The following is a 14,136-nucleotide window of genomic DNA, read 5'->3' as shown; positions in this document are numbered from 1 at the left end:
TCGCAATCTGCTTTGTTACTTGATGAAGTTAAAATAAGCATGAAAGAGTTATGGAATTCCATAGCGCCTTTCATGCTTATTTTAAGGTTAAGCTTTTATTTAGCTGCAAGCCGTTTTGCCTTTGCTTCCATACGTGTCCTTGTTACATCAATAAATACAGCGGCGATGATAACCAGACCGATAACAATATATTGTACGGAACTGGAGGTATTTAAGAGTGTTAAACCATTTCGAATGGTAGAAATCATCAGGGCGCCGATTAAAGTTCCCCAGATGGTTCCTTTTCCTCCCATAAAGGAGGCACCGCCAATAATACATGCCGCAATAGCATCCGTATCATATGGTGAGATGGCGGCAGAAGGATTGGCAACAGCAGACCGTCCGACTATGACAAGTGCGGCAATGGAGCACATAAAACCGGATAAGCTGTAAACAAAAATCAGTATATTATCGGAATTGATTCCGGAAAGCCGGGCAGCTTCCGGATTACCGCCTACGCAGTAAATCATTCTTCCTAGTGCGGTTTTGTTTAAAAAGAAATGATATACGATATAGATTAATATTAAAATGATAAAGCACAGTGGGATCCCGGAGAATCCGCCGGATACTTTAAATAAGTTGCTGGAGCCTAAAAATGTAACGGCAGCCGGAAAGTCGGAGATTGTTTTTGTTGAGACCACCAGCAGTGCCAGTCCGCACAGTACGTTTTTCATACCCAGGGTTGAAACGAAAGGATGGGGAAGATGCATTTTTGTGAGCAGGATGCCGTTTAAGAATCCAACGGAAATTCCGGTTATGATACAGACCAGGATTAATACCAGAGAGTTTGTAATGCCGAAGGATGATTTCAGCATACCCATCATACATGCGCACAGGATTGCATTCGCACCAACGGATAAGTCGATGCCTGCCGTAATCAGTACCACCAGCATGGCTGCGGAGATCAGCCCGTTAACAGCCGTTTGTCTTAGAATATTCATCATATTATTGATTGTAAAAAATTTATCAGTTGCCAGTGATAAAACAATGAACAAAAGAACCAAGGCCAGTAAAGGAGCCACCTTTCCTATTATATCTTTCATTTTCTTCGTCTTCATCGAATTTCGCCTCCCCAAGCCGCTTTCATGATTATTTCCTGATTCAGGACATCTGTTTTTCTCGAAAGTTCTCCCATGACTTTTCCTTCCCTCATGACGATTACCCGGTCACTCATTCCTATGATCTCCGGTAATTCGGAAGAAATCATGATAACACATTTTCCGGCACGGACCAGACGGTTCATGATGTTATAAACTTCGACCTTAGCACCTACGTCAATTCCTCTGGTCGGTTCATCAAATATGTAGATGTCCGCGTTTGTATTGATCCATTTTCCGATGACCACTTTTTGCTGATTGCCGCCTGACAGCTGTCCCACCACCTCATCGGCGGTGGGAGTTTTTATTTTCAAGTCACTGATATTTTCTTCCGCCAGCTGATCGATATGTTTCTCATCAAAGAACAGGCCATTCGTACAGCGTCTCATATTACTTAAGATCAGGTTTGTTCGGACTGATTGGGAAAGAACAAGTCCCTGCCCTTTGCGGTCTTCTGTTAAAAATGCCATCCCGCAGCGGATACCGGCTTTTGGAGACTTTATGACCACTTTCTCCCCGTTTACATAAATATCTCCGCTGTCATATGGGTCAGCACCGAATACAGCCCGGAATGTTTCGGTTCTGCCGGCGCCTACTAAACCGGCAAAACCGAGGATTTCTCCATGGTTTGCATGAAAGCTCACATCCCTTAATACACCTGCGGAGTTTAAATGCTCTACCCGGAGGGCTTCCGTACCAGTCTCCGCTTCAATTTTCGGATATTGATTATCCAATGTTCTGCCTACCATGGCTGAGATCAGTGAATCGTTATCTAATTCATCCGTATTTTTTGTCAGGATGTGTTCTCCATCTCGCATGACTGTAACGCGGTCGCATAGCTCAAAGAGCTCCTCCAGCTTATGGGAGACAAAAAGGATAGCAATGCCTTTTTCTTTTAAGGAACGGACTGTTTTCATTAACTGTTCCACTTCCTTTTCCCCAAGGCTGGATGTAGGTTCATCCATGATGATGAGTTTTGCATCGATCAGGACTGCTTTTGCGATTTCCACCATTTGCTGGATTCCCATACCATAGGAACCGCATTCTTTTTTTACATCAATGTCCTGACCCAGGGAAAGCATAACTTCATGGGCTATATTATGCATTTTGGCATAATCCAGAAACGGGCTGCCTTTCATTTTAATTGCTTTGTTAATAAAAATATTGTCTGTGACAGATAGAAGTTTAACAATATTTAATTCTTGATATACACAGGCAATACCGGCAGTTGCAGCTTCATTTGGATTCTTAAATGAAACCTTGTTTCCTTCGATGTAAATGGTGCCTTCTTCCGGAATATGTACACCGGTCAGTACCTTGATCAGGGTGGATTTACCGGCGCCGTTTTCACCGATCAGACCGTGGATCTCTCCAGGTCTGATTTGTAATGACATGTTTCGCATTGCTACTACACCAGGGAAGCGTTTTGTTACACCTTTCAGCTCAACCAAATAATTACTCATAATGCCAACAAACCTTTCTGTACATATTCAAATGGATTATTTCAGGTAGCCTTTCAGTGTTGTTAAGTATTCTTCTGCATTGTCTGCTGTAATGACTTCACAGCCAGTATCTACGAATGTTTCAACGGTTTCTCCCTTTATTGCCTTAAGGGCTGTTTCAACCGCCTGATAGCCCATGGTATAAGCAGCCTGTGCGCAGGTGGCAGTGATGTTGCCGTCAATGATATTCTGGACACCGCTTTGGTTGCCGTCGAAGCCAACGATAATGACGTCCTTTAAACCAAGCTGTTTTACGGCATTGGATGCGCCTGCAGCCGTATCATCGTTGTGGCAGCAGACGATCTGAATATCTCCGTTCTGAGCGGTTATGATATTTTCCATTACATTTGCAGCCGTATCCGGATTGGATTGGGCATACTGTATGGAAACAACCTCCACACCATTTTCTTCCAGAGCTTTTATATATCCTGCCTGACGGGCATCGCTGGTGGCATTGCCCTCAACGCCTCCGATGATAGCTGCTTTTGCACCTTTTCCGGCTTTTTTAGCTGCGAATAAACCACCCTGGTAAGCTGCGTTGTCGTTACCGGTTCCCACGAAGGAAACTTTTCCTGGTATTTCCGCATCAGTGTCAACGGTTATAACAGGAATTTTAACATCTCCGATTACACTTGCTACAGAGTCTGATTGAAGGGGGGAGATGACAAATGCATCTACACCGCCGGAGAGCATTGTTTCGATCATATTGTTCTGTTCATCATAAGCTGTTTCAGAGGCCGGACCCTGCAGATCAACCTTAACCCCTAAATCTTTGGAGGCCGCTTGAACACCTGCCGCAACATATCCCCAGTATTCACTGGAAAGTGTTTTCAGAATAACGCCAACGGTGATATCCCCAGAAGCAGTTTTTTCTGTTGCAGTTGGCTGTGAAACAGTCTTTTGTTCCCCGCAGCCAGTTACGGAAGCCAGTATAGCAGATACTAACAGCATGGATAAAATCTTTCTTTTCATTACTTTTAATCTCCCTTCCTACTCTCAATAGTTTTGATAGGTACAATGAATGATATGTGTTTGTTATTTTAACAGTAAAAAGAGGATGAAACAATGGTATATTTTGTGCTAAATGGGGGTGTATTTTTCGAAATCGGCCTTTTTATAATAAAAAAAGCCTTATTATTTTTTAAAATAAGACTTTTTTATGGTTAAAGTTTACAACAAACTTCTGCTTGGAAGAGTTAATCCATTGCAATTGCTCCATCGTGAAAGGTAATATTCTTACCTTCCATGGTGTAAGCTTCTGCAATCTGGTTCGTAATGATGATTACAGAGATTCCTGACTTCAAAACTTCTTTCAGCAGGTTAATGGTGATCTGACGCATTTGAAAATCAACGGAGGAAAATGGTTTTATGCATACCAGGACCTGCGGTCGAACAAAAATCCAGCGGTAATATAAAAGCTTTAGTTTGCATTCATCACTGACCGAGTATGTTTTTTTCATCAATTCCTCTTCACTGAATATTCCATCTAACAGGTACCGTGTCATCTTTCTGTATTTTTTTCTCAGAAAGAACTTTTTTTTATTTCGCTGGATCATAAACGTCATGTGGTCTAAAACGGTCATATCGGCGAACAGCATTTCTTCCATTGGCCTTGCTTCGATGAAGGCGATGCCATCCCGTATGGACTGGTGAACGGATTGAAAGGAATATTCTTTTCCGTTTAATAAAATTTTACCTGCTTCAAATCCACATTCTCCCTGCAGAATTGGAAGGATATTTCTGCATTCTGCAGAATCCAGGTCCAATATGTTTAAAACTTCTCCTGCATTTAACGATAGATTTAATACGGGAAGGTCCGGCAGTTTTACATTTTGGAATTCCAGAACCGTTTTTTTATCGATCTGCTTTTGTAATAAGTCATTTCTTTTTAGGGTGTTTTTTCTGGTCTTTTCAAACAATTCCATATAGGTCTGAAATTTAGAGAAATCTTCCCGGTTCATATGGCCGATGGTCCTGCCGTTTTTGATAATCGTTATTTCATCGGCATATTTGTATAATTTGGTGGAGCTGTTTACAATGTAGAGGAATGTCATACCCCGGTCTTTTAATTTTGTCACCAGAGCAAAGAAATTTTTGAGCTGATCTTCTGTCATGATCATTTCGATATCCGTTATAACGGCCAGACTGCATCCGGAGACATAAGCGCGCATTAACTCGGCTTGTTTCTGCATGCCGGGGTCCAGCATGTGGGCTTTGGCAAGCAGGGGAATGGAAATATCCCAATCCTTAAAAAGCTTCGGAGCGTGCCTGCAGAGAGGATTTACCCGCCTCCAGAAGGGGACCCTGCCGCTGGCCACGAAAATGTTCTCAGCGACACTCAGCTCTGAAAAGATTCCTTTGTTGCGGCCGATAAATGCAGTCTGCTTTAACATCTGTTCCTGAATTTTGGAGGATACTATTTTTTCCCCTTTATAATAGGACCAGCCGTAGCCTGGCTTTAAGTTTCCGTACAGAAGCTGCAGGAAATATTTTTTTTCAATGGTATTGTTGACGATGACACAGCAGATTTCTCCCTCAAATGCCCGAAAGAAGAGTCCATTTAAATAAGCCTGGCCGTCCATGGAACAGTGTATGTTTTCATAACGGATCACTTCTTTTTTCATCATCCAATCCCTTCTGTCTGCTCAAACATATAAGGAAGTGTGAGGCATACTTCGGTTCCGATTCTGGGAGTGCTTAAGATGTGGATGCCATATTCGTCACCCATGAGAAGGCGGATTCTGGAATTTACATTTATGAGTGCGATACCTCCCTTTCCTCCTTCATTGGCGGAACTGTCATTGGCATCCATTCGGGAAAGCTTTTCATTGAGGCAACCAAGCCTGGCTTCTTCAATGCCGATCCCGTCATCAACCACGGAAAGATAAAGTACGGTGTCACTGTGCTCGATGTCAATGACAATGGTTCCCCCTGAAACCTTAGGTTCCAATCCGTGTTTAATGGCATTCTCCACTATTGGCTGGAGAGTAAGCTTGGGGATCCGGGTTTTTAATATTTCTTCATCATCCCGGGGCAGTTTAATTTTTAATTCCAGCTTATCATCAAAGCGGTATTTCTGTATTAAAAAATAATTTTCTACATTGTTAAGCTCTTCCTGAAGGGTGCTGAGACTCTCCATTTTTGAAGTTGTATAGCGGAAGAATACAGCAAGAGCCTCTGTGATCTTTCCGATTTCCGGGACTCCCGCCATAATCGCATCGGAACGTATGGATTCCAGTATATTATAGAGGAAATGAGGATTGATCTGATTTTGAAGGGCTAAGTATCTTGCTTGCTGTTTGGCATTTTCCATTATTTTATCCTTGTCCAGGATGGTGTGTACCTTTAAAAGCAGGGCATCTGTATCCGGTGAGATTCCTTCCAGGTTTTTAAATATTTCGGTAAAAATAATCCCATCGTTGAAAAGTTCTATTTTTTTCTGGATGGTCCGAAAGGGTTCTAAAATCATAACTTTACCTATAGCAAGCATGAGAAAAAAGGATAACAGCATACTCCATGCCATAACTGTATATAGAATGGATTCCGTAAGTTCCGGCCTAAGCAGAATCAGAAAGAACAGGATCAGGGCAAGACAGCTCCATGAAATCATGGCTCTTATCCAGATCAGAATCCGTTTTTTTAACCATTGTTTTTTCAAAGGATCTCCTCCCCTTTTCAGCGTTCCAGAAACATTTTACGGTATTCATTGGGAGAGACGCCCAGTGCTTTTTTAAACTGTTTGGTAAAAAATTTGATATCACTGTAACCAACCAGTTCCGCTACTTCGCTTACGTTCCGCTCTTTTTCCACCAGAAGCTTTTTGGCGGCCTCTATCCTTACCATCTGTATATATTCGGTCAGTGTTTTACCTGTTTCTTTTTTAAATAAGTATGAAAAATAGGTATAGCTGAAACCGGCGTTTTTTGCCAGCTCTTCCAGCTTTATTTGAACGCCCTTGTTTTTTTCTATATAGTGCTTGGCATAAGCAACCGGCTTTATTTCCCTGCTTTTTAAATGGCTCAGAACTTCAAGCAAAGCTTTTGTAAGGGTTTCTTCCAGGAGTTCAAAAGCCTGTTCAAGGCTGATGCAATGCTCATACATTTCGGAGAAGTAAGCGGCTTTTCCGTTTTTGTCCAGAGAGGTATCAAGAAGTTCAAACCAGTCCAGATAATTATGGGCTAGCCGGAGCAGCTCCATTTTAATATCAAGCCCGGAGATGTTATTTGCCGTTTGCATGATTCGTTTTGCATCATTTAAGCAGCTTTTTATTTCTTCCGGTTCAAAGGATTCTGGTCTGTCTTCTAACAGCCTGGAAATCTCTGCGGTTAAGGAGCTCTTTTCTTCTGATCCGGCAGCCGGCGCATTCAATTTCGATACCGTATTGGCATCCGTAAGGAGCCGGTTGTACATGGCGATCCGGCTGTACTGTATCTGCCTGATCAGTTCCTCGTCTGTATCCACCTGCTCTGTGATGATAGCTGAAAAGTATATCTTTGGAAATAGATCCTGAAGTCCCATGACCCGGTCTCTGACATGGTTTAAGGCTTTCATCAGTTCTTCCTTATCTGAAGGTTCATGGAACAGTAATAGAAATATTCCCTCTTCGGATGCCTCAATCGTTAAATCTCCTTCTTCAGAAGCAAATTCGACCTGAAGGATCTCAATCGTTTTATCAATTAAAAGCTGATAAGCATCTTTTGTAAAATCCTTATACTCAATATCCGGCTTCACAACCAGACACCGGCCGCCCTGGTTAACAACCCGGGACGGATTGATTTTTCGGACTTCTTTTAATACGGACTCAGGCCTTTCCTCCGGTTTTTGTTCTAATACCATTTTTAAAAATACCCGTTTAAACTCACCGGAATAGTTTCTTATGGTTTCTTCTAAGTGCATCTGGACTTCCTGGCTGCTTTTCTGCTCCAAGGTTTCTTTGACCAGTTTTTTTAACGTACGGGTCAGGTCATCCTGGTTAATTGGCTTCAGCAAATAATCCCGTACTCCGTACCGGATTCCCTGTTGTGCGTATTGAAAGTCCTTATAGCCGCTTATGATTATGCATTTAAGAGAAGCATTCTGCTTCTTGGCCTCTTCAATCAGCTGGAGGCCATCCATACCCGGCATTCTGATGTCCGTAAGCAGAACGTCAGGTTTCTTTTCCTGAATCAGCTGAAATGCAGAAATGCCATCATAAGCAACCCCCAAAAGCTTAACCCCTATTTCATCCCAGTCGATCAAATATTCTAAAAGCCTGCAGATTTTCTTTTCGTCGTCTGCTATTATTATTCCTAAAATTGAAATCATCCCCTATTGTTTTAATTCCGATACAAATACCTTCTCTTCTCAGTATACTTCACCGGGTTTATAATCTCAACTTAAAAAGTTTATGTGCTGAAAAAAATTGACTGAAAATGTACAGAAACGGGGGAAATGAGAAAGGATTTGCCAATACTTCTTTCTTGTGGTGATAAACGTTCTATGTTATAATTAGTTAAATTCGTTTTTCCGTTTTCAGAGACAGGGAGGACGGATTAGACAACAGTGACAGGGGGGTGCCTCTATGCCAGGGTTTAAAGATATCATCGGCCATGAGAGAATCAAAGAACATTTGCAAAAAGCCATTGAATCAAATCATGTTTCCCATGCGTACATTTTGACAGGGGAAGCGGGGATGGGGCGTAAGTCCCTGGCCAATGCATTTGCAATGACCCTTCTCTGTGAAAAGGGAAAGAGTGAGCCATGTATGCAGTGCCATGCATGCAAGCAGGTCATGAGCGAAAACCATCCGGATCTGATTTATTTATCCCATGAGAAGTCAGGAAGCATTGGCGTTGACGATATCAGGGACCAGATAAATAACACCATAATGATACGCCCTTATAGCAGTTACTATAAGATCTACATTGTGGATGAAGCGGAAAAGATGACGGTTCAGGCCCAGAATGCCCTGTTAAAGACGATCGAAGAACCTCCTTCTTATGCGGTTATTATGCTGCTTACGACCAATCAAGAGGCATTTCTTCCCACCATTCTTTCCAGATGTGTGCAGTTAAAGCTTAAGCCTTTGCAGGATTCGGTGGTAAGATCGTTTTTAACAGGATCTTTGGGAATCGCAGAGAGCAAAGCTGAGATTTATGCAGCATTTGCCAGAGGGAATCTTGGAAGGGCGATACATCTGGCTTCTTCTGAGGAGTTTCAGGTAATGTATAAGGAATTGATCCATATGTTGAAGCACATCAAGGATATGGATATTGTGGAGCTGCTTTTTTACATTAAGAAGATGAAGGATGAAAATCTGGATATCTATGACTGCCTTGATTTTATGCAGCTATGGTACCGGGATGTTTTAATGTATAAAGTGACTCAGGATATTAATCTTCTGGTTTTCAGGGAAGAATACAATACAATGAAAGAGATGAGCGCTGCCAGTGCTTATGATGGCATTGAGATGATATTAAAGGCCATTGACAAGGCCCGGATCCGTCTGGATGCCAATGTCAATATGGAGCTGGCTATGGAGCTCATGCTGCTTGTTATGAAGGAGAATTAATTTATGATAAAGGTAATAGGCGTTCGGTTCCGCAACGCAGGAAAAATTTATTACTTTGATCCCATGAGCCTGGAGGTACAGACCGGGGATCATGTAATTGTGGAAACTGCCCGGGGAGTAGAATATGGTTACGTTGTCCTTGGATGCCGGGAAGTGGAAGACGATAAAGTAGTTCAGCCCTTAAAGCCGGTGATCCGTATGGCAACCAAGGCTGACGATGAAGTGGAAAAAAGAAATCATGAAAAGGAAAAGGAAGCATTTAAGATCTGCAAAGAGAAGATCAGAAAGCACGGTCTTCAGATGAAGCTGATTGATGCGGAATATACCTTTGACAATAATAAGGTGCTGTTTTATTTTACTGCGGACGGAAGAATCGATTTCAGGGAGCTTGTCAAGGATCTGGCTTCTGTTTTCAAGACCAGGATCGAGCTTCGTCAGGTAGGAGTCCGGGATGAGACAAAGATCGTGGGAGGAATCGGCATCTGCGGAAGAACCTTATGCTGCCATTCCTACCTTTCAGAATTCATACCTGTATCCATTAAGATGGCAAAAGAGCAGAATCTGTCTTTAAATCCTACCAAGATATCCGGTGTTTGCGGAAGGCTTATGTGCTGCTTAAAGAATGAAGAGGAAACCTATGAGGAGCTTAACAGCAAGCTTCCCAATGTAGGTGATTTTGTGACAACGGATGACGGACTTAAGGGAGAGGTTCATTCCGTAAGCGTTTTAAGGCAGCTGGTAAAGGTGGTTGTAACCATTAAGGATGAAAAAGAAATCCGGGAATACCGGGTGGATCAGCTGAAGTTTAAGCCCAGACGCCGTCGGGAGAAGGCTCAGGTAACAGATGAGGAGTTAAGGGCATTAGAGGCTCTTGAAAAGAAAGAAGGAAAGTCTAAGTTAGATGACAATTGATTTAAAAGATAATGAACGTATAGATGATCTGCAAAGAAACGGATATCAGATCATACAGAACCGGGATGGGTTCTGCTTTGGTATGGATGCGGTCCTTCTTTCGGGATTTGCGCTGGTAAAGCAGGGGGAAAAGGCGATAGATTTAGGGACAGGCACCGGGATCATCCCCCTCCTTTTGGAGGCTAAAAATCAGGGCCTTCATTATACCGGGCTGGAGATTCAGGAAGCGATGGCGGAAATGGCCAGAAGGAGCGTGGCCTTAAATCATCTGGAAGAAAAAATATCCATTGTTACGGGAGATATAAAGGAAGCCAGCCGTTTATTTGGCGCGGCTTCCTTTGACGTAGTGACCTCCAATCCCCCGTATATGAACGATTCTCACGGCCTTAAGAATCCGGAACTGCCTAAGGCCATTGCCCGTCACGAAGTGTTATGCACCCTTCATGATGTAACAAGAGAAGCAGCAAAGCTTTTGCGTCCGGGCGGGAGGTTTTACATGGTACACCGGCCTCATCGGCTTGTTGAGATTATAACGGCTTTAAAAAGCTGTGGTTTAGAGCCAAAGCGGATGAAGATGGTTCATCCCTATGTGGACAGAGAAGCCAACATGGTTCTCATTGAAGCTGTAAGGGGAGGAAGATCCATGATCAAGGTGGAGGCTCCTGTTATTGTATATAAAGAACCAGGTGTGTATACGGATGAGATCTATACCATTTACGGGTATTGATGACGAAAAAGAGGAAACGGCTGGGAGCAGGAAAATTGGAAGAGAATAAAGGAAAGTTATTTTTGTGTGCAACGCCCATAGGGAATCTTGATGATATTACCCTGAGGGTTTTAAATACGTTAAAGGAAGTGGATTTGATCGCGGCGGAAGATACCCGCCACAGCATCAAGCTTTTAAACCATTTTGATATAAAGACACCCATGACAAGCTACCATGAGTATAATAAGGTGGAAAAAGCCAGGTACCTGGTGGAGCAGATGAAACAAGGAGTTCAGATTGCCTTAATCACAGATGCAGGGACGCCGGGTATCTCGGATCCTGGAGAGGAACTGGTAAAGCAGTGCTATGAGGCAGGGATTGAGCTGACATCTCTTCCCGGACCGGCGGCCTGTATTACGGCTCTCACTCTTTCCGGGCTTGGTACCAGACGTTTTTCATTTGAAGCGTTTTTACCGACTGATAAGAAGGAGAAGCAGTGGATTTTAGAGGAGCTTAAGGAAGAGACCAGGACCATGATCATTTACGAAGCGCCTCACCGGCTTGTCAGAACCTTAAAGGAGCTTTATGAGGCTTTGGGAGATCGGAGGATCACCATTTGCAGGGAGCTTACGAAACGTTTTGAAACAGCGTTTCGAACAACCTTTTTGGAAGCCTTAAAGGCTTATGAAGAGGAAGATCCAAAGGGCGAGTGTGTCATCGTCATAGAGGGAAAGAGCATCAGGGAGAAAATAGAGGAAAGATCCATGGCTTCCCGGGAGATGTCCATGGAGGAACACATGGAGCTTTACGAAAGCCAGGGGATAGACCGGAAAGAAGCAATGCGCATGGTGGCAAAAGACAGGGGAATCAGCAAGAGAGAGGTTTATCAGTACCTGTTGAATCATGAATTGTAAAATTTCTCTTGACAATCTGCGTATCATTTTATAAAATTACTTTGATATTCAAAATATTTGATATATAAAACAATCCAACGCGGCATGGATCCCTCAGGCTCTAAACGCCTTGCAGGCATACCTTTGCACCCGGTAAAGCGGGTGAAACCTGTCTAAGAATCATGGACAGTGGAAAGGAGAGGAGAGGTGGGAGACATGGATGGGGGAATTTATGACAACAAGAATAATAGGAACAGGTTCAGCTGTCCCGGAGCAAGTGGTAACCAATGATGATCTGGCAGGGTTTGTGGATACCAGTGATGAGTGGATAAGGACCAGGACCGGAATAAAGGAAAGGCGGATCGCATCGGCGGAGTCGGGAACCTCTGATCTGGCCATACAGGCTGCAAAAGAGGCGCTTATCAATGCCGGTGTATCGGCAGATGAACTGGATATCATCATTTTAGCCACTTCTTCTGCGGACTGCTGTTTCCCCAGCGGTGCCTGTGAGGTACAGGCGGCAATCGGAGCTCACAGGGCAGCTGCTTTTGATTTAAGTGCGGCATGCTCCGGATTTGTTTATGCCCTAAATACAGTTCACGGCTTTATTAAGGCCGGGATCTACCGGACCGGGCTCGTGATCGGGGCGGATACCTTAAGTAAACTGATTGACTGGAATGACAGAAGCACCTGCGTTCTGTTCGGGGATGGAGCCGGAGCGGCTGTCGTTCGAGCGGAAGAAAAGGGAATCCTTCACATGACCATGGGAGCGGATGGCACCAGGGGAAGCGCTCTGGAATGCGGAGGAAGGACCACAGGAAACTTCCTCACAGGAGAGAAGCCGGAGCTTGGATATATGACCATGGACGGCCAGGAGGTGTTCAAATTTGCAGTCAAGACTGTGCCGGAGGCCATTAAACAGGTAGTGGAAGAAAGCGGAACCGACATAGAAGAAATTAAATATTTTATTCTGCATCAGGCAAATTACCGGATTTTTGAATCCATCGCAAAGCGGTTGAAGATACCTATGGAAAAGTTTCCTACCAATCTGGAACGGTTTGGAAATACATCAGGAGCAACCATACCAATCCTTTTGGATGAGATGAACCGGGAAGGAAAGCTGCAGCGGGGAGATAAACTCGTATTTGCCGGCTTTGGAGCAGGATTAACCTGGGGAGCCACTCTTTTGGAGTGGTAATGATTTCGGCTAATACTTTGAAATTCAAAGTAATAGAATAAAAATAATAAGAATGAAAATGAAAGAGGAGATTGAATGATGTTAGAGAAAATGCAGGAAATTATCGCAGAGCAGTTAAACGTGGAGGCAAGTAAAATTACCGCCGAATCCTCCTTCAAAGAGGACTTAGGAGCAGATTCTCTGGATTTGTTTGAGCTTGTTATGGCTCTTGAGGATGAGTATTCTGTTGAAATTCCATCTGAGGATTTAGAGAAACTGACTACGGTTCAGCAGGTTATGGACTATATAAAAGCGAAGGGCGTGGAAGCGTAATGAAAACCAGAATTACCGAACTTTTGGGAGTGGAACATCCGATTATCCAGGGCGGTATGGCCTGGGTGGCTGAGCATCATCTGGCGGCGGCCGTGTCGGAAGCCGGAGGTCTAGGCCTCATCGGCGGGGCAAATGCTCCCGGCGAGGTGGTACGGGCGGAGATCCGCAAGGCAAAGGAACTGACGGGAAAAACCATCGGAGTCAATGTCATGCTGTTAAGCCCTCACGCAGAGGATGTGGCAAAGGTAGTGGTAGAGGAAGGCATCAAGGTGGTGACCACCGGAGCCGGAAACCCGGAAAAATATATGGATATGTGGAAGGCAGCAGGAATCAAGGTGATTCCGGTGGTTGCTTCCGTGGCGCTGGCAAAGAGAATGGAGAAATACGGCGCAGATGCAGTAGTGGCAGAAGGATGTGAATCCGGCGGCCATATCGGCGAGCAGACGACCATGACGTTAGTTCCCCAGATAGTGGATGCAGTATCCATACCGGTGATCGCTGCCGGCGGTATCGGAGACGGACGGGGAATCGCCGCAGCATTCATGCTGGGAGCAGAGGCTGTCCAGATCGGAACCAGGTTTGTAGTTGCAAAGGAATCCATTGTCCATGATAACTACAAGCAGCGGATTATCAAGGCAAAGGATATTGATTCTGCAGTAACCGGACGCAGCCATGGCCATCCCGTAAGGTCTTTGAGAAACCAGATGACCAGGGAGTATGCAAGACTGGAAGAGGAAGGCAAATCCTTTGAAGAATTGGAATATATGACCCTTGGAACTCTAAGAAAAGCAGTTCAGGAGGGGGATATCACAAACGGCACGGTTATGGCCGGACAGATTGCAGGTATGATTTCCAGGGAACAGACCTGCAAAGAAATGATTGATGAGATGATGGAACAGGCAGAACGATTGCTTGGCCGTTAAAGAG

The 14,136-nt window shown here is 44.0% G+C and carries 13 protein-coding genes; 7 read left to right on the top strand and 6 right to left on the bottom strand.

Annotated features, from left to right (window positions below):
• Positions 1-95: 95 nt before the first annotated feature.
• The 6 genes from BMW45_RS06410 to BMW45_RS06385 all read right to left on the bottom strand — a co-directional run bounded on the left by BMW45_RS06410 (position 96) and on the right by BMW45_RS06385 (position 7,942).
• Positions 96-1,097, bottom strand: a complete 1,002-nt coding sequence (locus BMW45_RS06410) for an ABC transporter permease (RefSeq protein ID WP_092241475.1) — start codon at positions 1,095-1,097, stop codon at positions 96-98.
• Complete coding sequence (locus BMW45_RS06405; protein ID WP_092241473.1) at positions 1,094-2,599, bottom strand: sugar ABC transporter ATP-binding protein; 1,506 nt, start codon at positions 2,597-2,599, stop codon at positions 1,094-1,096. The genes BMW45_RS06410 and BMW45_RS06405 overlap by 4 nt, the downstream gene beginning before the upstream one ends.
• Positions 2,600-2,635: 36 nt before the next feature.
• Complete coding sequence (locus tag BMW45_RS06400; protein ID WP_025230673.1) at positions 2,636-3,610, bottom strand: sugar ABC transporter substrate-binding protein; 975 nt, start codon at positions 3,608-3,610, stop codon at positions 2,636-2,638.
• Positions 3,611-3,834: 224 nt separating this feature from the next.
• The gene (locus BMW45_RS06395) at positions 3,835-5,265 is read right to left on the bottom strand and encodes a sugar ABC transporter ATP-binding protein (protein WP_092241471.1); all 1,431 of its coding nucleotides are present in this window, start codon (positions 5,263-5,265) and stop codon (positions 3,835-3,837) included.
• A complete protein-coding gene (locus tag BMW45_RS06390; RefSeq protein WP_092241469.1) occupies positions 5,262-6,296 on the bottom strand; it encodes a sensor histidine kinase in 1,035 nt (344 codons plus the stop codon). The genes BMW45_RS06395 and BMW45_RS06390 overlap by 4 nt, the downstream gene beginning before the upstream one ends.
• A gap of 17 nt (positions 6,297-6,313) precedes the next feature.
• Entirely contained in the window at positions 6,314-7,942 is a 1,629-nt protein-coding gene (locus tag BMW45_RS06385) for a response regulator transcription factor (RefSeq protein ID WP_092241467.1), read from the bottom strand.
• Between the two features lie 256 nt (positions 7,943-8,198).
• Between BMW45_RS06385 and holB the strand changes: the two genes are divergently transcribed.
• The 7 genes from holB (at position 8,199) to fabK (ending at position 14,132) form a co-directional block, all read left to right on the top strand.
• On the top strand, positions 8,199-9,188 hold the full coding sequence (gene holB / locus BMW45_RS06380; protein ID WP_092241465.1) for a DNA polymerase III subunit delta': 990 nt from the start codon (positions 8,199-8,201) through the stop codon (positions 9,186-9,188).
• Between the two features lie 3 nt (positions 9,189-9,191).
• A complete protein-coding gene (locus BMW45_RS06375; protein ID WP_092241463.1) occupies positions 9,192-10,100 on the top strand; it encodes a PSP1 domain-containing protein in 909 nt (302 codons plus the stop codon).
• Positions 10,090-10,827 (top strand): tRNA1(Val) (adenine(37)-N6)-methyltransferase, encoded by a 738-nt coding sequence (locus BMW45_RS06370; RefSeq protein WP_092241462.1) that lies wholly within the window; start codon positions 10,090-10,092, stop codon positions 10,825-10,827. The genes BMW45_RS06375 and BMW45_RS06370 overlap by 11 nt, the downstream gene beginning before the upstream one ends.
• The gene (gene rsmI / locus BMW45_RS06365; protein WP_051515223.1) at positions 10,827-11,720 is read left to right on the top strand and encodes a 16S rRNA (cytidine(1402)-2'-O)-methyltransferase; all 894 of its coding nucleotides are present in this window, start codon (positions 10,827-10,829) and stop codon (positions 11,718-11,720) included. The genes BMW45_RS06370 and rsmI overlap by 1 nt, the downstream gene beginning before the upstream one ends.
• Positions 11,721-11,931: 211 nt before the next feature.
• Positions 11,932-12,897 carry a beta-ketoacyl-ACP synthase III gene (locus BMW45_RS06360; protein WP_025230681.1) on the top strand — a complete coding sequence of 322 codons (966 nt, stop codon included), beginning with the start codon at positions 11,932-11,934 and terminating at the stop codon, positions 12,895-12,897.
• A 78-nt stretch (positions 12,898-12,975) separates the two neighbouring features.
• The gene (acpP, locus tag BMW45_RS06355; protein ID WP_092241460.1) at positions 12,976-13,209 is read left to right on the top strand and encodes an acyl carrier protein; all 234 of its coding nucleotides are present in this window, start codon (positions 12,976-12,978) and stop codon (positions 13,207-13,209) included.
• Positions 13,209-14,132: an enoyl-[acyl-carrier-protein] reductase FabK gene (gene fabK / locus BMW45_RS06350; RefSeq protein ID WP_092241458.1), complete on the top strand. Its 924-nt coding sequence runs from the start codon at positions 13,209-13,211 to the stop codon at positions 14,130-14,132. The genes acpP and fabK overlap by 1 nt, the downstream gene beginning before the upstream one ends.
• The last annotated feature ends 4 nt before the right edge of the window (positions 14,133-14,136 follow it).

Origin of the sequence: Lacrimispora sphenoides, assembly GCF_900105215.1 — a bacterium.
Classification (GTDB): domain Bacteria; phylum Bacillota; class Clostridia; order Lachnospirales; family Lachnospiraceae; genus Lacrimispora; species Lacrimispora sphenoides_A.
Note: the sequence above shows the minus strand (reverse complement) of the source record. Positions and strands in the feature narration are given on the sequence as shown.

Coding starts and splice junctions, on each gene's coding strand:
- BMW45_RS06410 (WP_092241475.1), bottom strand. CDS start 1,097: ATGAAGACGAAGAAAATGAAAGATATAATAGGAAAGGTGGCTCCTTTA.
- BMW45_RS06405 (WP_092241473.1), bottom strand. CDS start 2,599: ATGAGTAATTATTTGGTTGAGCTGAAAGGTGTAACAAAACGCTTCCCT.
- BMW45_RS06400 (WP_025230673.1), bottom strand. CDS start 3,610: ATGAAAAGAAAGATTTTATCCATGCTGTTAGTATCTGCTATACTGGCT.
- BMW45_RS06395 (WP_092241471.1), bottom strand. CDS start 5,265: ATGATGAAAAAAGAAGTGATCCGTTATGAAAACATACACTGTTCCATG.
- BMW45_RS06385 (WP_092241467.1), bottom strand. CDS start 7,942: ATGATTTCAATTTTAGGAATAATAATAGCAGACGACGAAAAGAAAATC.
- holB (WP_092241465.1), top strand. CDS start 8,199: ATGCCAGGGTTTAAAGATATCATCGGCCATGAGAGAATCAAAGAACAT.
- BMW45_RS06375 (WP_092241463.1), top strand. CDS start 9,192: ATGATAAAGGTAATAGGCGTTCGGTTCCGCAACGCAGGAAAAATTTAT.
- BMW45_RS06370 (WP_092241462.1), top strand. CDS start 10,090: ATGACAATTGATTTAAAAGATAATGAACGTATAGATGATCTGCAAAGA.
- rsmI (WP_051515223.1), top strand. CDS start 10,827: ATGACGAAAAAGAGGAAACGGCTGGGAGCAGGAAAATTGGAAGAGAAT.
- BMW45_RS06360 (WP_025230681.1), top strand. CDS start 11,932: ATGACAACAAGAATAATAGGAACAGGTTCAGCTGTCCCGGAGCAAGTG.
- acpP (WP_092241460.1), top strand. CDS start 12,976: ATGTTAGAGAAAATGCAGGAAATTATCGCAGAGCAGTTAAACGTGGAG.
- fabK (WP_092241458.1), top strand. CDS start 13,209: ATGAAAACCAGAATTACCGAACTTTTGGGAGTGGAACATCCGATTATC.